This is a genomic window from Phyllobacterium chamaecytisi, from assembly GCF_020164455.1.
In the GTDB taxonomy this organism is placed as follows: Bacteria; Pseudomonadota; Alphaproteobacteria; order Rhizobiales; family Rhizobiaceae; genus Phyllobacterium; species Phyllobacterium chamaecytisi.
Map to the genome: position 1 here is coordinate 84,657 of NZ_JAIQWW010000004.1, position 16,884 is coordinate 101,540.

17 protein-coding genes are annotated in these 16,884 nt (G+C 57.1%); 6 read left to right on the top strand and 11 right to left on the bottom strand.

The window, feature by feature from the left end; translation table 11 throughout:
* Nucleotides 1-4: 4 nt before the first annotated feature.
* Together clpS and LB462_RS07790 are read right to left on the bottom strand one after the other, a co-directional pair.
* Complete coding sequence (gene clpS / locus LB462_RS07785; protein WP_112529322.1) at nucleotides 5-358, bottom strand: ATP-dependent Clp protease adapter ClpS; 354 nt, start codon at nucleotides 356-358, stop codon at nucleotides 5-7.
* A gap of 195 nt (nucleotides 359-553) precedes the next feature.
* Entirely contained in the window at nucleotides 554-886 is a 333-nt protein-coding gene (locus tag LB462_RS07790) for a phasin family protein (protein WP_224506726.1), read from the bottom strand.
* Between the two features lie 246 nt (nucleotides 887-1,132).
* Between LB462_RS07790 and LB462_RS07795 the strand changes: the two genes are divergently transcribed.
* Both LB462_RS07795 and LB462_RS07800 read left to right on the top strand, forming a co-directional pair.
* Entirely contained in the window at nucleotides 1,133-2,506 is a 1,374-nt protein-coding gene (locus tag LB462_RS07795) for an SPOR domain-containing protein (RefSeq protein WP_224506727.1), read from the top strand.
* A 50-nt stretch (nucleotides 2,507-2,556) separates the two neighbouring features.
* A complete protein-coding gene (locus LB462_RS07800; RefSeq protein ID WP_114430024.1) occupies nucleotides 2,557-2,826 on the top strand; it encodes a hypothetical protein in 270 nt (89 codons plus the stop codon).
* On the opposite strand, the gene LB462_RS07805 is transcribed toward LB462_RS07800, so the two are convergent.
* Nucleotides 2,823-3,260 carry a DUF1489 family protein gene (locus LB462_RS07805; protein ID WP_224506728.1) on the bottom strand — a complete coding sequence of 146 codons (438 nt, stop codon included), beginning with the start codon at nucleotides 3,258-3,260 and terminating at the stop codon, nucleotides 2,823-2,825. The genes LB462_RS07800 and LB462_RS07805 overlap by 4 nt on opposite strands.
* A gap of 73 nt (nucleotides 3,261-3,333) precedes the next feature.
* Nucleotides 3,334-4,734 (bottom strand): L-serine ammonia-lyase, encoded by a 1,401-nt coding sequence (locus LB462_RS07810; RefSeq protein ID WP_224506729.1) that lies wholly within the window; start codon nucleotides 4,732-4,734, stop codon nucleotides 3,334-3,336.
* Nucleotides 4,735-4,992: 258 nt separating this feature from the next.
* Between LB462_RS07810 and LB462_RS07815 the strand changes: the two genes are divergently transcribed.
* On the top strand, nucleotides 4,993-5,712 hold the full coding sequence (locus LB462_RS07815) for a DUF599 domain-containing protein (protein ID WP_224506730.1): 720 nt from the start codon (nucleotides 4,993-4,995) through the stop codon (nucleotides 5,710-5,712).
* On the opposite strand, the gene LB462_RS07820 is transcribed toward LB462_RS07815, so the two are convergent.
* Nucleotides 5,707-6,906: an MFS transporter gene (locus tag LB462_RS07820; protein ID WP_224506731.1), complete on the bottom strand. Its 1,200-nt coding sequence runs from the start codon at nucleotides 6,904-6,906 to the stop codon at nucleotides 5,707-5,709. The two genes, LB462_RS07815 and LB462_RS07820, sit on opposite strands and share 6 nt — an antisense overlap.
* A 215-nt stretch (nucleotides 6,907-7,121) precedes the next feature.
* Between LB462_RS07820 and LB462_RS07825 the strand changes: the two genes are divergently transcribed.
* Nucleotides 7,122-8,093 (top strand): acetyltransferase domain-containing protein, encoded by a 972-nt coding sequence (locus LB462_RS07825; RefSeq protein ID WP_224506732.1) that lies wholly within the window; start codon nucleotides 7,122-7,124, stop codon nucleotides 8,091-8,093.
* 3 nt (nucleotides 8,094-8,096) lie between these two features.
* On the opposite strand, the gene LB462_RS07830 is transcribed toward LB462_RS07825, so the two are convergent.
* The 6 genes from LB462_RS07830 to LB462_RS07855 form a co-directional block, all read right to left on the bottom strand.
* Nucleotides 8,097-8,483: a MerR family transcriptional regulator gene (locus LB462_RS07830; protein ID WP_224506733.1), complete on the bottom strand. Its 387-nt coding sequence runs from the start codon at nucleotides 8,481-8,483 to the stop codon at nucleotides 8,097-8,099.
* A 115-nt stretch (nucleotides 8,484-8,598) separates the two neighbouring features.
* A complete protein-coding gene (gene mgtE / locus LB462_RS07835; protein ID WP_224506734.1) occupies nucleotides 8,599-10,008 on the bottom strand; it encodes a magnesium transporter in 1,410 nt (469 codons plus the stop codon).
* A 191-nt stretch (nucleotides 10,009-10,199) separates the two neighbouring features.
* Nucleotides 10,200-11,642 carry an aldehyde dehydrogenase family protein gene (locus tag LB462_RS07840; protein ID WP_224506735.1) on the bottom strand — a complete coding sequence of 481 codons (1,443 nt, stop codon included), beginning with the start codon at nucleotides 11,640-11,642 and terminating at the stop codon, nucleotides 10,200-10,202.
* A 262-nt stretch (nucleotides 11,643-11,904) separates the two neighbouring features.
* Nucleotides 11,905-12,495 carry an anthranilate synthase component II gene (locus LB462_RS07845; RefSeq protein WP_224506736.1) on the bottom strand — a complete coding sequence of 197 codons (591 nt, stop codon included), beginning with the start codon at nucleotides 12,493-12,495 and terminating at the stop codon, nucleotides 11,905-11,907.
* A complete protein-coding gene (pabB, locus tag LB462_RS07850) occupies nucleotides 12,492-13,895 on the bottom strand; it encodes an aminodeoxychorismate synthase component I (protein WP_224506737.1) in 1,404 nt (467 codons plus the stop codon). Before pabB ends, LB462_RS07845 begins: the two co-directional genes overlap by 4 nt.
* 167 nt (nucleotides 13,896-14,062) lie before the next feature.
* Nucleotides 14,063-14,485: an Lrp/AsnC family transcriptional regulator gene (locus LB462_RS07855; protein ID WP_210003636.1), complete on the bottom strand. Its 423-nt coding sequence runs from the start codon at nucleotides 14,483-14,485 to the stop codon at nucleotides 14,063-14,065.
* A 167-nt stretch (nucleotides 14,486-14,652) separates the two neighbouring features.
* Between LB462_RS07855 and rocF the strand changes: the two genes are divergently transcribed.
* Nucleotides 14,653-15,642: an arginase gene (gene rocF / locus LB462_RS07860; RefSeq protein ID WP_224506738.1), complete on the top strand. Its 990-nt coding sequence runs from the start codon at nucleotides 14,653-14,655 to the stop codon at nucleotides 15,640-15,642.
* 20 nt (nucleotides 15,643-15,662) lie between these two features.
* Nucleotides 15,663-16,871, top strand: a complete 1,209-nt coding sequence (rocD, locus tag LB462_RS07865; protein ID WP_224507102.1) for an ornithine--oxo-acid transaminase — start codon at nucleotides 15,663-15,665, stop codon at nucleotides 16,869-16,871.
* Nucleotides 16,872-16,884 lie beyond the last annotated feature (13 nt).

Consider the following 16,884-nt stretch of genomic DNA (forward strand, 5'->3'; position numbering starts at 1 on the left):
AACCTCACTTTTTCTCCATCACGCATTGCAGCGGATGTTGGTTTTGCCGCGCATAGTCCATGACTTGGGTCATCTTGGACTCCGCGACCTCATAGGTAAAGACACCACATTCTCCGACCCCATGATTATGCACATGGAGCATGATGCGTGTAGCATCTTCTCTGTTCTTCTGGAAAAACCGCTCCAGGACGTGAATGACGAATTCCATGGGCGTGTAATCGTCATTCAGAAGCAACACGCGATAAAGACTGGGCTTTTTCAGTTTGGGTTTGGTCCGGGTTATGACAGCCGTTCCCCTACCGGGGCCGTTGCCGCTTCCCTTGTCCTCATCCTGCATCATGGGTGAAAACCGCTTCATCTTTTCCGATACCCGCATTCTTATAGTGTGTCGCTCTATGCATTCTATGTAGGTCGCTCCGGCTTGATTTTAAGCCCTCTCCTGAAGCTTGCAATATCAAGTTGCGGTTGCAAAGGCCGAATTGCCCCGCAGAAATAAAAAAAGCCCGATTGCGCGTGGCAGCCGGGCTTTTTGTAGTGGCAAAGTAGATGATATTTACTTCGTCACCTTCGCTACGGCTGCCTCATAGGGCTTGTAGGCTTCCTTGGCGAGATCGGCATAGAGCTCACCGAATTTCGTCGCCTGAGCAACAAAGGCTTCATATGCCTTTTTCGAAAAGACGCTGTGTGTTTCAAATATCTGTTCAGGCGACTTGATGGTAGCCAGCTTTTCGATGAGTGCACTGCTCTCTTCGAATGACTTTTTGGAATAGTCGGCCGCCTCGTTGGCGATCGTGTGCAACCCATGGGTGAGAGCCGAAACGCTCTTCATCGCGGTATTGGCAAATTCCTTGCCCGATTCATTCAGAGTTTCGAACGGAGTGGCCATTTGTAGATCCTTTCAAAGTTGAAATTTCCTACCCACCCAGAGGTAGGGTGCAGTGCACAAAAAGTCAAATTTATACCGCGGTGCAATATTAATCTAAAATTTAACCCAAATATTGCGGAAAAGGTGAACGGCCCGGTTACCATAAACAGTTTGGTAACGCTGGTGCGACTAAAGTCCACAAATTCGTTCTGATGTATCAGGGTCATCAGGAAAGTTTCTACGCGCATATTCGAGCAGGTGTTGATTGTGCATCATAAGGCCCACCAAGGTTCCAACTACGTACAAAAATTGGGTTATGCATTTCTGGCTCTGCTGTTAGGCGCCGGGATAAACATCGCTGAATCGCCTTTGGCAGCCGCAGCTTCGAAAGAAGCGGCTATCGTCGTCGATGCCAATACGGGCAAGACGCTGTATTCATCCAACGCGGATGCCCAGCGCTACCCGGCATCCCTGACGAAGATGATGACGATCTATATGCTGTTCGACGCGATGGCATCCGGCAAGGTTTCCAAATCGACGCCAATCCCCGTCTCCGCCTATGCGGCAGCGCAGCCGCCAACAAAAGTTGGCTTCCAGCCCGGACAGACGATCAGCGCGGAAGCTGCGATTCTCTCGCTCATCACCAAATCGGCAAACGACTCGGCCACAGCCATCGCAGAGTTCCTCGGCGGCTCTGAACCGCGCTTTGCAGTGATGATGACCAACAAGGCCCGCCAACTCGGCATGCGCAATACGCAGTTCCGCAATGCAAACGGTCTGCCTGACCCCAACCAGCATTCGTCCGCACGCGATCTCGCATTGCTGGGCGTCGCTCTTCGTGAGCATTTCCCACAATATTACAGCTACTTCTCCACCCGAAGCTTCAGCTATCGTGGCCGCCGTATCGTTGGCCACAACCGCCTTCTCGGCAAGATCCAGGGTGTTGATGGTATAAAGACCGGCTATACCCGCGCTTCCGGTTTCAACCTGGTTTCGTCTGTCAGCACTGACGGGAAGAAGCTCGTCGCCGTCGTCATGGGCGGGTCCAGCACACCGGCACGCGATGCCCAAATGGCGGGTCTCATTGCCAAATATCTCCCCGCGGCATCGCGCCGTGATGGCGGCAATCTGATTGCTTCGCGCAAGAACAGCAAGGTCGAGGTCGCGGCTGTTGAACTCCCCGCGAGCGACGAGGCGCCAATCCCCGTTCAACGTGAGCAGGCAATGGTCGAACAGCCCGCAGAGGTCGTGACGGCCTACGCAGAACCGGCACCAACTCCATCGCCAGCCGAACGTATTTTGCATGTCCCTGCCCCATCGCCGAAGGTTGAAATCGGCGAAGGCGATGTGGACGAGGTCGATCCGGTAACAACCGCATCGGCGCCTTCGGGCGGCTGGATGGTACAGATCGCTTCGGTCGGCAGCCCTGAAGAAGCCAAGGCAATGCTGTCCAAGGCAGCCGCACAGGTTGGCGGTCCGATCGCAGCACTCTCGCCCTATACGGAAAAGTTCCAGAAGGGCTCGACAACCTATCACCGGGCTCGCTTTGCCGGCATCCCCTCCGCCAAGGAAGCCAACACTGCTTGTGCCGCACTGAAACGCCAGAAATTCAACTGCTTTGCCATTGCTCCGCAATCGTAAGGCACGCGATCCGAAAGACCCCGATTTGTATAGCGTAAAGGGTTTTGCGAATGTCCAGTACCAAAGAAATACATAGCCCGGCTGATCTGACAGCCAGAGAAACCAAGCCATTTTTCGGCGGCATGCAGGCCCTGCAACAGGCTGCAATGAAGATTGCTGACCTGCGCAGGGGTAACTCTGCCTTCAAGACCATGGATCTGGTGAATGTGCTGCTTTGTCAGGCTGCGCGCACACGCCGCGCCGCCATGCCGCCTGTGCGACTGCGTTTGCACGCTGACAGCCGCAACGGTGTGTCGGCAGTAAGACTTCGGGTTTCCTAGAGCAAGCCTAGAGCCGCAAGCTCGTTGCGAAGTTCTGGCGGCAGTTTCGCCCGCCCGATCTTGCCGTGCCCCTCATCGAAGGGCGCGTCTTCGCTGGTCAAATAACGCCAGCCCTGAAACGCCCGGCGCGGCTGCCATTCCGTTGGAATGATGCGCGGGTCGAGCACGAGGTGGCAGCGTGAGATACCTTCATCGTCGGTAAAGGTCCGGATATCCGTCAGTCGCTGGCGGCATTGGACATTGCCTTTGATCACCCAATAAAGGGACCCGCCGTCGAGCAGTTCCTCGACGCGCTTTGGCACCATGCGGGTTGTGTGGAATTGTTCAGCCGGCAACCCTGCCCGCCTGCGTTCATCGAGCTTGAAATCGATCCACGCCGCGAGTTCTTCGATTGCACTGCACCCGACACAGAGTTTAACGAGATTGAGGGCCATGCTGTAGCATCTACGCTTTCAGGTTGTGGCGTCAACCATAATGGCAGCTTCTCCACAACCCCAAGGCCTTTCCTCAACACTCGACGACGTTAACGGCCAACCCGCCAAGGCTGGTTTCCTTGTAGCGTTCGTTCATATCGACGCCGGTCTGCCGCATCGTTTCAATACAGGCATCCAGCGGCACGAAATGCGTGCCATCGCCCTTCACCGCCAGCGAAGCTGCTGTAACCGCCTTCACCGCACCAAGCGCATTGCGCTCGATGCAGGGCACCTGCACCAGACCGGCAACCGGGTCGCAGGTCATGCCAAGATGATGCTCCAGCGCGATTTCGGCGGCATTTTCGATCTGCTCCGGCGAACCGCCAAGCACTGCGGCAAGCCCGGCTGCAGCCATGGCGGATGCGGAACCCACTTCGCCCTGGCATCCGACTTCTGCGCCGGAAATCGACGCATTGGTCTTGATCACCCCGCCGATGGCCGCCGAGGTCAGCAGAAAGTCGCGAATACCGTTTTCGTCGGCATCGTCATGAAAATGCAGATAGTAGCGCAGCACCGCAGGAACGACGCCGGCAGCACCATTGGTTGGCGCCGTCACAACCCGCCCGCCAGCTGCGTTCTCCTCATTGACTGCCATCGCATAGACAGAGAGCCAGTCATTGGCCAGCAGCGGATTGATGCGGTTTTGCCGCCACTCTTCCTGCAAGCGATCATGCAGATAGCGTGCCCGCCGCTTGACCTTGAGGCCGCCCGGCATGATGCCCTCCTGCTCCAGGCCGCGATCGATACATGAGCGCATCGCAGCCCAGATCCGGTCGAGACCCGCGTTCAGCTCATCGCGGCTCATGAAGACTTCTTCGTTGCTGCGTTTCATTTCAGCAATGGAAAGACCGCTTTCCTTCGCCATGCTCATCATCTGAGCGGCATTCTTGAACGGGAAAGGCACCGGATGTTCCGGCTTCGGCGCGGTGCGGGTTTTCGCAGCCTCCAGCTCTTCCTCGGTCACGACGAAACCGCCGCCGACCGAATAGAAAATACGGCGTAACAACAGACGGTCGTCGACATCATAGGCTTCGAACGCCATGCCATTGGCGTGACCAGGAAGCGGTGTACGCCGATCCATGATGAGATCGGTTGCCGGATCGAAGCGATAGGGGGGATGGCCTTCGGGCGAAATGCGCTTCGTCTGCTTCACGGTCTCGAGCAGCGCGTCCATCTCGTTTGGATCGACGGTGGCCGGCAACAGGCCGCACAACCCGAGAATGACAGCCCGATCGGTTGCATGGCCGATGCCGGTAAAAGCCAGCGAACCATGCAGATGCACGCGCAAACGATCGACCTTGACGCCGGTCGGCCGTGGCCATTGCCCGCTCTTGAGTTCCTCAAGAAACAGGCTGCCAGCAGTCATCGGGCCCATCGTATGGGAGCTCGAAGGACCAATGCCGATTTTATACAGATCGAAAACCGACAGAAACATTTAGCGCCTTTGAGTTTAGAGTCCGTCCGGAAAGTCGAGTTTGCGAACAGGCTCTTGGTGAAATCACTTGCGTCGCATAATGGCCTGCTGGCGACATTTGCCGCAGCCCGCAACCGACTTCACCTTGCGTTTATACGACATAAGTCAGCCGGCGCAAAAGTCAAAGAAAAAGCCTGTAGTCCCTTTCTTCGCGAGATTTGCGAACCCATCAAATTCACGTACATTCGAATCGTCAGTTGTTGCTCAAAGAGAGATCCAATGGAAGCTGCCCCGAACACATCCTATTGGCTCGACATATTTGCCCTGGTCTATTTCTTCATCGTCTGGGCGCTCTATTCCCATACCACCGCGAATGGGTTTTTAGGCAAAAAATCCCTGACCTACGAGATGAACCAGGCGCGGCGGCAATGGATGGCGACCATGGCGACACGCGAATTGCGCATGATTGACACGAGCATCATGATCGGTTTGCAGCAGGGCACCGGCTTTTTTGCGTCAACTTCCATTCTGGCGATCGGCGGATGTTTCGGCCTTTTAAATTCGTCCGGCCGCGTTCTGACGCTGTTTCACGACCTGCCGTTCCTGGGCAATACCACCCAGCAATTGTTTGAAACAAAAATCCTCGGGCTTCTCGTTCTCTTCGCCTATGCATTCTTCAAATTCGCCTGGTCATATCGTCTTTTCAACTATTGTTCGATCCTGATCGGCAGCGTTCCGATGGCGCGCGACAAGGGCCCCGACGATCCGGTTGTGCTTGCGGGAATCAATCGCGCCGCCGGGATCAACATTCAGGCCGGCCAGCATTTTAACAGCGGCTTGCGCGGCATCTTCTTTTCCATCGGATATCTCGGATGGTTTCTGCATCCCGTGCTGTTCATGATCACGACGACGCTGGTCGCCATCGTGCTGCTCAGACGCCAGTTCTTTTCCAGGGCGCGAGACGTGCTGATGCAAAACAGCGTCAGCGCCGACCTATAGGCCGCGCGGCAGATAGCGCCAGACGAACACGGCCGTGAAGATCATGAGCACCGCAAGTGCGATGAAGATCGAGCCGAGATGGAAAAACGTCAGGATGATCGAGTAGAAAAACGCCGGCAATATCTCGGAAAAATCGAGATAGGTCCGGTAAACCGCCGTCATCTGTGCCCGCTCATGCGGGTGGACTGCACGAATGAATGTAGTTGAGCCAAGCGTGTCGATAGCCACGCAGAAAAAGGCTCCAAAAAGCAGCATGATCGCAGCCACCATCGGAAATCTTTCGCCGGCAATGCCCGCTCCTATAAGCGCCACGGCCAGCAATATGAACACACCGGAAATCGTCCGCATCAGTCCCTTGGCCATGCCAACCTTGCCCCACAGGATGGAGCCGAGCAGAAACAGATTGCCAAGCGAAACCAAAAGACCGCCGGCAAGATTACCCTGCCCCGTCGCGACCATGAGGATCGGTCCGTAAACGAAAAACGTGCTCCAGTAGCACGAGCGCGAAAAGGCGATCAGCCAAGCCAGCCGCAATCTCGGTTGCACGACGAAGCGGCGCACATTGGCGATAGGATTGGCCGGACGGCTCGGGCCCTTCTGCAGCGCCGGATTGTCGCTGAGGCGGAAATACCAGAACAGCGTCAGCAGCAGCAGCGAGAAACCTATCGACAACAGGAACGGCGCGATCATACCGACTTGTGTATAGAGGAAAACGCCGAGAAATGGTCCGGCAGTCCAGGCAAACGTCGCCGTCGCCATTCGCACGGACTCGGCGCGGACCAGTTCACCCCTCTTGATGTGATCCATGATGTAGAGGCTGAGCGTGATCGACAAGGTTCCCGAGCCGAACGTGCGCAGGAATAGCCCTGCCGCCTGCCCCGGCAGCGTATCGAGCGCGAAGGCAAAGCATCCGAGAATGAGGGACACGGTTCCGGCCGTGTAGACCCAGCGTCGCGGAATCCGGACAATGAGCAGCGGGATCGAAAGCGTCGAGATCAGCCCGAGCAATGACATGCAGGTGTAGAGAATGCTGACCCCGCGCTCGCTCTGCATGAGATCGTAGGTCTGGATCGGCACGACACTGGTGATGATCGCCCGCGCCATCGATTCGATGCCAAAGAGGATCGCGAAGACCCGCGCGGTTGGGCGCTTGGCCGTGGTAATCCAGATAGGATGGCGAACCTGATTGATCACTGGGATGACTTTGGGGCATTGATTCGAGCGTAGGCTGGAGTTTCGACCGCGCGACTAGCGATAGCAGTCAATCAAGCGACATAATATGTCCGTTTCACAGAAACCTTTGAATATGTAAGAAAAAACTTACCTCGCCAGCGCGTCAAAGACGATGGATTTTGCAGCGCAACTCACTTAGCTTGCGCCAATTGCTGCAATGATCGAGTTCCCTGCACATGAATAGAGCCGAGACTGTGAATGCACCCCCAAAGACGCGTCTCGGCAAGCTGGACGTGTTGCGCGGCATCGCCCTTATCGCCATGGCGACCTACCACACGGGCTGGGATTTCGAGTTTTTCGGCTATCTCGAACCCGGAACAACCGGCCATGGCGCGTGGAAACTGTACGCCCGCGTCATCGCCTCGACTTTCCTCGCGCTTGTCGGCTTCAGCCTTGTGCTGGCGCATGGGCGCGGCATTCGCTGGCGCTCGTTCGGCATTCGCCTCGCCCAGATCATCGCTGCCGCGTTGGCGATCACGCTCGTCACGATGTACGTCACGCCGGAGACCTTCGTGTTTTTCGGAATCCTGCACGAAATAGCGGCGGCAAGCGTTCTTGGGCTGTTGTTTTTGCGATTGCCTGCGCTGGTGATTGCAGTCGCAGCAGCGGCGGTCATTGCCCTTCCGCATTATTTCGTCTCGCCGGCATTCGACGCGCCGGTATTCTGGCCGCTCGGCCTCTCGGAAATCATCATAAGATCAAACGATTACGTCCCGATCTTTCCATGGTTCGGCGCTGTTCTTGCAGGCATGGTGCTCGCCAAGACGATGCAACATTTCAATGCGCTCAAATTGTTTTCCGGAAACATCGCGCCATCCTGGCTCGATCGCGGCCTGCGCTTCATCGGCAGGCACAGCCTCGCCTTCTACCTGATCCATCAGCCAGTGATTATCGCCTGTGTTTTTCTTGTTTCACAACTGTTCCCACCCGCGGTCCCGGCACCACGCGAGGTCTTCGGCAAGGCCTGTGTGCAGAGCTGCCAGAACGACAACGACAAGGCTTTTTGCGAGAAGTTCTGCGATTGCGTCATCGGGCAGACCGAAGCGCAGGGCATCTTCGATGAGATGTTTGCGGGAAAGCGCGATCAAAACGATCCGCAGATGCAACAGATCGCTGGCATCTGCACACAGGAAAACATCCCGCAGTAAGGCTTAAGTGTTGACGCCCAACTCAGCCAGCCGCTCGATACAACCTTCCTCGACCTGATCGAGTTCGGCCAGTGTTTCCTCGATGTCGCGGCGCTTCTGGCGCAGCTCTGCACGCTTTTCCTCGACGCGCTTCATCATCAGATGCAGCTGCCCCATTTCTCCGGGCGGCTCTCTGTACATCTGGATTATCTCTTGGATCTCGGCAATGGAGAACCCGAGCCGTTTGCCGCGAAGAATCTGCTTGAGCAAGTGCCGGTCGGACGGCCGGAACAACCTGGTCCGTCCGCGTCTGACCGGATGAATCAGATCCTCATCCTCGTAGAACCGCAATGTGCGCGTCGACACGCCAAACTCCCGTGTCAGTTCAGTAATGGTGTAATATTCGCGCATTGCAGACACAGCCCCAGTTGTATCGGTTGAATCTTTTGCTCACGCAATTACGTAAAAGTCAATTGCACGATTGTATTCGGTTGTAAACTTTAGTCCACAATTTGCTAAACGGATGCTATTTGAAGCCAAACCACCAGGTTGCCAGGCCGAGAAAAGATGAAAAACCAACGACATCGGTAACCGTGGTGACGAACACCGCCGAAGCTATAGCCGGGTCAGCACCGAAACGATGCAGCAACAACGGAATCAGAATACCACCAAGTGCGGCTGCAAGCATGTTGATGACCATCGCCGCAGCAATGATACCGCCAATATTAACATTTGCGAACCAGAGACCGGCGATAACACCGATCATGATCGCGAAAATAACACCATTGATAAGCCCCACCGACGCCTCGCGGCGGATGATGCGGCCAGCATTGTAGATATCCATGTCGCGTGTCGCCAGCGCGCGGACCGTCACGGTCATTGTCTGCGTGCCTGCATTGCCCCCCATGGATGCCACGATCGGCATGAGCACCGCCAGAGCCACCATCTGCTGGATGGTGCCATCGAACAAGCCGATCACGGATGCCGAGAGGAAAGCAGTGAACAGGTTGATCACCAGCCAGGGCGTGCGTGAGCGCGACGTGGACAGCACCGAATCGGACAATTCTTCGTCGCCAACGCCGCCGAGACGCAAGATATCTTCCTCGGCCTCTTCCTGAATAACGTCCACGATGTTCTCGATGGTCAGAACACCGACAAGCCGGTCATTCTCGTCCACCACCGCCGCCGATAACAGGTCGTATTGCTCGAAGATTTGCGCGGCTTCTTCCTGGTCCATGGTCGCCGGGATCGCATGCCGCGTCTCGTGTGTGATCTCGTCGATTTTTACGTCCCGCCGGGTACGCAGGATGCGATCGAGGTCGATAGCGCCCAATAGCCGGAACATCGGGTCGATAACGAATATCTGCGAGAACGACTCTGGCAAGTCGTCATTGTCGCGCATGTAGTCGATGGTCTGGCCGACAGTCCAGAATGGCGGCACCGCGACAAACTCTGTCTGCATGCGGCGACCGGCGGTTTCCTCCGGATAGCCAAGAGAGCGGCGCAGTCGAACCCGTTCGGTAAACGGCAGCTGCGCCAGGATCTCGTCGCGGTCTTCCTGCTCGAGATCTTCGAGAATGTAGACAGCATCGTCGGAATCGAGTTCCTGAACGCCTTCGGCGATCTGCCGGTTCGGCATCGCATCGACGATTTCAAGGCGAACTGCTTCGTCGACCTCAGTGAGTGCGGCAAAATCGAATTCGTCGCCCAGAAGTTCAACGAGCGCTCTGCGCTGATCCGGCTGCAGCGCCTCAAGGACGTGGCCAAGCTCCGACTGGTGCAGCTTGCCGACATGCGACCTTAGAAACAGAACATCCCGGTCCGCGATGGCGGCGCCGACACGTGCTAGATAGGAGGTGCGGACAGCACCGTCCTCACCATAGATGTTGACATCGTCGTCTTCAGGTGCGGATTCCGGGAGAGTTTCTGTTTCCATCTATCCGCACCTGCCTTCCTGACAAATATGGCGTCTCGTCAGTTAAAACTCAGTGTCCGTCTTGAAAGTCTGCGGCTAGTCAGATGGCGTGGTTTTCGAGAACCGGAGCGCAGCGTACATTAAGTACGTGAGCACCGGAAGCACAGAAAATCGCGTCAGATGACCGCCGCAGTAGAGTTTCAAACCGACATTCAGGCAGCGTCGTCCCAGCCGCTTATCGCCTTCACTTCAAGAAAATCCTCGATCCCGAAGTGACCGCCTTCTCGCCCGATGCCCGACTGCTTGTAGCCGCCGAACGGAGCGTCCGCCGCATGGTCGGCACCATTAATACGCACCATGCCAGCGCGCAACTGCTTCGACACGCGCTTGATGCGCTCGCGATCGCCCGACTGGATGTAGGCGGCAAGACCGTATGGCGTATCATTGGCGATCTCTACCGCTTCTTCCTCCGTATCGAAGGGGATCATCGCCAACACCGGTCCGAAGATCTCTTCGCGGGCGATCACCATGTCATTGTTGACGTCGGCGAAAACCGTCGGGCGGACGTAGTAACCGCGATTGAAGCCTTCAGGGCGTCCGGTACCGCCGGCAATCAGCCGCGCGCCTTCCTTGATGCCCTGCTCGATCAGTCCCTGTACCTTGTTGAACTGCATCTCAGATACAAGCGGGCCCATGTGATCGCCGTCCTGCGATGGATCGCCGACCTTGGTGGCCTTGGCGGTCTCTGCAGCGATTTCGGTCGCCTTGCCATAGACCGAGCGCTCCACCAGCATGCGCGTCGGTGCATTGCAGGACTGGCCGGTATTATTGAACACATGCTCGACGCCGCGCTTGACCGCAGCCTCCACATCCGAATCGGCAAATACAATGTTCGGCGACTTGCCGCCGAGTTCCAGCGATACACGCTTGACCGTATCGGCCGCAGCTTTCGTTACGGCAACGCCGGCGCGGGTGGAACCCGTGAACGACATCATGTCGATGCCGGGATGAGCTGACATGGCTGCGCCGACCGATGGGCCATCACCATTGACCAAATTGAACACACCGGCTGGCAAACCCGAGGCATCGACCATCTCTGCGAAAATCACCGACGAGATCGGGGCAATTTCAGAGGGTTTAAGGATGACGGTGCATCCTGCGGCGATCGCGGGCACAACCTTCAGGACCACCTGATTCATCGGCCAGTTCCACGGCGTGATCAGGCCACAGACACCGATCGGCTCATAGGCAAGCCGAACCGTGTCGTGACCGTTTAGCGGCCGCTCGAACTCGAACTCTTTGAGTGACCGAATGAAAGCCTTGATATGGCCGGTCCCGGATGCCGCCTGTTCATCCAGCGCCATGGTGATCGGCGCGCCCATTTCGGACGAGATCGCCTTGGCCATATCGGCGATGCGCGATTTATAAACGACAAGCAGTCTCTCAAGCCATGCGAGGCGTTCTTCGCGGCTGGTGACGCTCCATGTGGTGAAAGCCTTGCGCGCGGCGGATACGGCTTTGTCGACATCTGCTGCAGAACCCAGCGAGATCACGGCAAATGCCTGCTCGTCGGCCGGATTGATCACCTCAAGCTCTTTCGCCACTACCGGCGCTATCCACTTTCCATCGATATAGAAATCGGTCTTGCGAAGCATGGTCTGTCTCCTGCCTGTGGCTCTATGGATTATTTTGACACTGCGCCGGATAAGTGACGGCGTGGTTCAGTTGAGTGTGTAGCGGATGATTGACGTTACGACCAACAGGAATATCGAACAAAGAGGCAAAAATAGCGGCGCCTTGCAGTTTATTGAGATTTGCGTCAGGACGAGTCGAAAATGGTGATTTTCGAGAACCGGAGCGCAGTGAACTTTCGGATTCATGAGCACCGGATCGCAATAAAGCGCCATGTGCAGGTCGTCACGGCGCAAATCTCTTGAACTGGCGCGAAAGCCGCAGGAAATTGCCCAGCATGGCATGGCCATATTCCGTCAGCACTGATTCAGGGTGGAACTGCACGCCATAGGTCGGGTGACTGATATGGGTAAGCCCCATGATCTCGCCGGCATCGGATCGCGCGGTAACCGACAGATCGCTGCCATCCTTGACAGACTCCACGATCAGCGAGTGATAGCGGCCGGCGCGGAACGGACTCGGCAGCCCCTTGAAAATGTCTGACCCGCCATGATTGATCGCCGAGGCCCGCCCATGCATCGGTTCCTGCGCCCGCACAACCTTACCGCCAAAGACTTCGCCGATGCATTGATGGCCCAGGCAGATGCCGAGAATCGGCACCTGTCCGCTCAACGTCTGGATAATCTCCATCGATTGCCCGGCTTCACGCGGCCCGCACGGCCCCGGTGAAACGACAATCGCTTCGGGTGTCAATTTCTCCACTTCCGCCGCCGTAATTGCGTCATTGCGGACGACCTGCGCTTCAACGCCAAGCTCAGCAAAGTAGCGCGCCACGGTGAAGACGAAGGAGTCGTAATTGTCGATGATCAGGATCATGGCGCATCACCCTGATCGAAGACGGCAAAGATGCGCGCCGCCTTGTCCAGCGTTTCCTGATATTCGGCAGCAGGATCGGATAGCGCTGTAATACCGCCGCCCGCTTGAAACACGGCCTTGCCGCCCTGAAACAGCACGGTGCGAATCCCGATATTACCGTCGAAATTGCCGTTGAAGCCGATGAAACCAATCGAACCGCAATAGACGCCCCGCGCCTCGCGTTCGATCTCGGTGATGATCTCCATCGCCCGCAGCTTTGGCGCGCCTGTGATCGACCCGCCGGGGAAAGCTGCCCTGATCAGATCCATCAAGGATCTGCCCTCCATCAGCCGCCCTGTGACGGCGGATACCAGATGATGAACGCTCGCATAGGTCTCAAGCCCGCAAAGGACGGGTGTCAGCACGGAATGCGGACGGCAAACGCGGGAAAGATCGTTGCGCATCAGATCGACGATCATCAGGTTCTCGGCGCGATCCTTCTCCGATTTGAGAAGTATGTCTGCCAACTTCTTGTCTTCGTCGGGATCTAACGACCGCGGCATCGTGCCCTTGATCGGGCGCGTCTCGACCTGATCGCCTTTGACTGCAACAAATCGCTCCGGAGAGCTTGACGCGATCACGATTTCGCCGTGATCCAGATAGGCGGCAAAAGTCGCGGCATTACGCCGGCGCAGTGCTTTATAGAACTGCCACTTTGCAAAGCCTTCCGGCAGATCGGCGATAAAGCGCTGCGCGATATTAGCCTGGAAGATATCGCCGTCGAGGATATATTCCACCACCCTGGCAACGGACTGCAGATAGGCCTCACGCTCGAAATTCGATCGCCAGGACGCCCGCGCTATCCTCTGCTGCCCGACATTCGAAGCTTCCTGTTTCGGCTCCTCTCGCAGAAGCCGAAGGAACGATTCGGAACGCTCGATACTTTTCCTTTGCCGGGCAACCTCGTCCGCTTCCGGCAATCCCGATGACAAAAGCCAGGCTTTTCCGGCCTGATGATCGAACGCCAGCACCACATCGTAGAAATACCAGACGGCATCCGGCATCGAGCCTTGCGCCGGCGCATCCGGCTGCGGCAAGCGCTCCAGCAATCGCCCGAATTCATAGGAAAAATAGCCGATTGCGCCGCCCTGAAATGGCGGAAGACCGGGCTGATCATCGAGCCGGTAAAGGTCGAGATAGTGCGAAATCGCCTCGAGCGGATGCCGGTCAACGGTGGCGCCATTCCAGCTCGCTACGCTCTTTTCCACGACGAGCTTGCCGAACGGATCGGCCGCGACATAGGAGTAGCGTCCAAGGGTGTCGTGACGCATGGCACTGTCGAGAAAGCTCAGCCCCCCGAGCGGCTGCAATCGCTCAGCGGCTTCGACAGGTTCCAGCCATGGAATCTCACGAATGTGCAAACCACTCCTCCTTAACCGTTAGGCACGGATATATTGAGATTCGCGTCAGGACGAGCCGAAAATGGTGATTTTCGAGAACCGGAGCGCAGTGAACTTTTCGGTTCATGAGCACCGGAGCGCAGAAAAGTGCCATTTGCAGGCCGTCTTGGCGTGAATATCAGGATACCCTAGCTCTTGCGCGTCGACAGCAGAATACTTGTCTCCGTCGAGGTGATTCCGTCAATATGGCGAATGTCGCGCAACGTCCGGTCGAAAGCCTCGAGGGTCTCGACTTCGATTTCGGCAACGATATCCCAGCGTCCGTTCGTGGTATGCAGCGCGCGGATTTCCGGGAAGCCTTGCAATCGCCGCACAACCTTTTCTGCGGCCTGCCCCGCCACCTCGATCATGGCAACGGCCCGAACGCCATAAATGCCCGCACCCGCCTTCAAGTTGACGGTGAAGCTCTGGATCGTGCCGTTTGTGGTCAACTTGTCGATGCGCGTGCGCACCGTTGCGCGCGAAATACCGAGAATCGTTGCCATGGATGAAACCGGCATGCGGCAATCATCCCGTAGCAAAGACAGCAGTTTGCGGTCCACATCATCCATCGTCTACCAATCTGACCAATTTGATTGAGCAAAATGCGCTTTAATATGTGCATTTCTATCAGGATGCTGTCTTTTTGTCACCGCGTCGAAGTGCCAATATCACCGCCGAAACGTGATAATCTTGGTTGGATCCCGGACCCCTTCAAACGCGAGAGTGACAGCTGCTCATGAATATGCAGAACAATTTCGAGGACACGCACAAGCAGAAGCTGACCGTCATCGGCGCGCCGATCGAAGAAGGCGCCGGCAGGCTTGGCGCATTGATGGGCCCCGCCGCACTGCGCACCGCAGGGCTGATACATATGCTCGAAGACCTCGGCCACCCGGTGGAAGATCGCGGTGATTTGCGCCTGCCGAAGACACTGCCTGTTGTTCCACCTGTCCAAGGACTTGCGCATTACATCGAGAAAATCGCTGCCTGGTCCCGTATGCTGGCCGTCGAAACCTATGACGCGATGACAAACGGCACGTTCCCGGTCATTCTTGGCGGCGATCACAGCCTGTCCATGGGATCGATTGGCGGCATCGCGCGCTATTGTGAAGAGCACAACCGCGAATTGTTCGTGCTTTGGCTCGACGCGCATTCCGATTTCAATACGCCCGCCACCTCCCCATCCGGCAACATGCACGGCATGTCGGCAGCGCTCCTTTGCCGCGAACCCGGCCTTGAAGGCGTCTTTGGCGATGAGCCGCATGGTTTCGTCAAACCGGAAAACCTGCATCTCTTCGGCATTCGCTCCATCGACAAGACCGAACGCGTGCTTCTGCGTGAGCGCGGCATCGATGTCATCGACATGCGGCAAATCGATGAGTTCGGCGTTGTCAAACTGCTGCGCCGCATTATCGAGCGCGTACAGAAGGCCAACGGCATCCTGCATGTCAGTTTCGATGTGGATTTCGTCGATCCGTCCTTTGCACCGGGCGTCGGAACCACCGTTCCCGGCGGCGCGACCTACCGCGAAGCGCATCTCGTCATGGAGATGCTGCACGATTCCGGCGTCGTCGGTTCGCTCGACGTAGTCGAACTCAACCCGTTTCTGGATGAGCGCGGCAAGAGTGCCCTGCTTCTCGTCGATCTCGTTGCCAGCCTGTTCGGCCGGCAGATTTTCGACAAACCGACATTATCCGAACAGAGCGCTGCCGCTCTGAACGTATGACACAATAGGAGGATACTTTGCTGCACACAGCCGCTGATCTGATCTCGACGGAATCCCGCCTCGGGGCGCACAACTACAAGCCGCTCGATGTGGTGCTGGAGCGCGGCGAAGGCGTGTATGTGTGGGATATTGACGGCAATCGCTATCTTGACTGCCTCTCAGCCTATTCGGCCGTCAACCAGGGCCATTGCCATCCCAAGATCCTGAAAGCCATGACCGAACAGGCAGGCAAGCTCACGCTCACCTCCCGCGCCTTCCGCAATGACCAGTTGGCCCTGTTCTATGAAGAACTCGCCGCCCTCACCGGCTCGCACAAGATCCTGCCGATGAACAGCGGCGCAGAAGCCGTCGAAACCGCCATCAAGGCCGTGCGCAAATGGGGCTACGAGGTCAAGGGCGTTCCGGAAAACGCCGCGGAGATCATCGTCTGTTCCGATAATTTCCATGGTCGCACCATGGGTATCGTCGGCTTCAGCACCGATCCTTCGGCCCGCGACAATTTCGGCCCGTTCGCGCCGGGCTTCAAGGTCGTCCCCTTCGGCGATATCGACGCGTTTGCGGCGGCACTGACCCCTAACACCGTCGGTTTTCTTGTCGAGCCGATCCAGGGCGAGGCCGGCGTGATCATTCCGCCGAAAGGCTATTTCACCAAGGTGCGCGAACTCTGCACCGAGAATAACGTCACGCTCATCCTCGATGAAATCCAGACTGGCCTTGGCCGCACCGGCGCCTTGCTTGCCGAAGCGCACGAAGGCATCGAAGCGGACGTAACGCTGATCGGCAAGGCGCTCTCCGGCGGTTTTTACCCAGTCTCGGCGGTGCTTTCCAACAGCGATGTTCTCGGCGTGCTCAAGCCCGGACAGCACGGCAGCACCTTTGGTGGAAACCCGCTCGCCTGCGCCATTGCCCGCGCGGCGCTGCGGGTGCTCACCGAAGAAGACATGATCGAGAATTCCCGCATCGAAGGCGACTATTTCCTGCAAGAGCTCAAAGGCATTCGCAGCAATATCGTACGCGAAGTACGCGGGCGCGGGCTGATGCTGGCGGTCGAACTGCATCCGGAAGCCGGCGGCGCCAACCGTTTCTGCTACGAGCTTAAGGAACGCGGCATTCTCGCCAAGGATACGCATGGCGATACGATCCGCATCGCCCCACCACTCGTCATCAAGCGCGATCAGGTCGATTGGGCGCTGGAGCAGTTCAGTGCGGTGCTCACCAGCATGAATTGAGTTGGAAAGCTGG

Coding starts and splice junctions, on each gene's coding strand:
- LB462_RS07805 (WP_224506728.1), bottom strand. CDS start 3,260: ATGGCCCTCAATCTCGTTAAACTCTGTGTCGGGTGCAGTGCAATCGAA.
- rocF (WP_224506738.1), top strand. CDS start 14,653: ATGAATATGCAGAACAATTTCGAGGACACGCACAAGCAGAAGCTGACC.
- LB462_RS07840 (WP_224506735.1), bottom strand. CDS start 11,642: ATGCTTCGCAAGACCGATTTCTATATCGATGGAAAGTGGATAGCGCCG.
- LB462_RS07855 (WP_210003636.1), bottom strand. CDS start 14,485: ATGGATGATGTGGACCGCAAACTGCTGTCTTTGCTACGGGATGATTGC.
- LB462_RS07815 (WP_224506730.1), top strand. CDS start 4,993: ATGGAAGCTGCCCCGAACACATCCTATTGGCTCGACATATTTGCCCTG.
- LB462_RS07810 (WP_224506729.1), bottom strand. CDS start 4,734: ATGTTTCTGTCGGTTTTCGATCTGTATAAAATCGGCATTGGTCCTTCG.
- LB462_RS07800 (WP_114430024.1), top strand. CDS start 2,557: ATGTCCAGTACCAAAGAAATACATAGCCCGGCTGATCTGACAGCCAGA.
- LB462_RS07845 (WP_224506736.1), bottom strand. CDS start 12,495: ATGATCCTGATCATCGACAATTACGACTCCTTCGTCTTCACCGTGGCG.
- clpS (WP_112529322.1), bottom strand. CDS start 358: ATGAAGCGGTTTTCACCCATGATGCAGGATGAGGACAAGGGAAGCGGC.
- LB462_RS07790 (WP_224506726.1), bottom strand. CDS start 886: ATGGCCACTCCGTTCGAAACTCTGAATGAATCGGGCAAGGAATTTGCC.
- LB462_RS07830 (WP_224506733.1), bottom strand. CDS start 8,483: ATGCGCGAATATTACACCATTACTGAACTGACACGGGAGTTTGGCGTG.
- LB462_RS07825 (WP_224506732.1), top strand. CDS start 7,122: ATGAATAGAGCCGAGACTGTGAATGCACCCCCAAAGACGCGTCTCGGC.
- mgtE (WP_224506734.1), bottom strand. CDS start 10,008: ATGGAAACAGAAACTCTCCCGGAATCCGCACCTGAAGACGACGATGTC.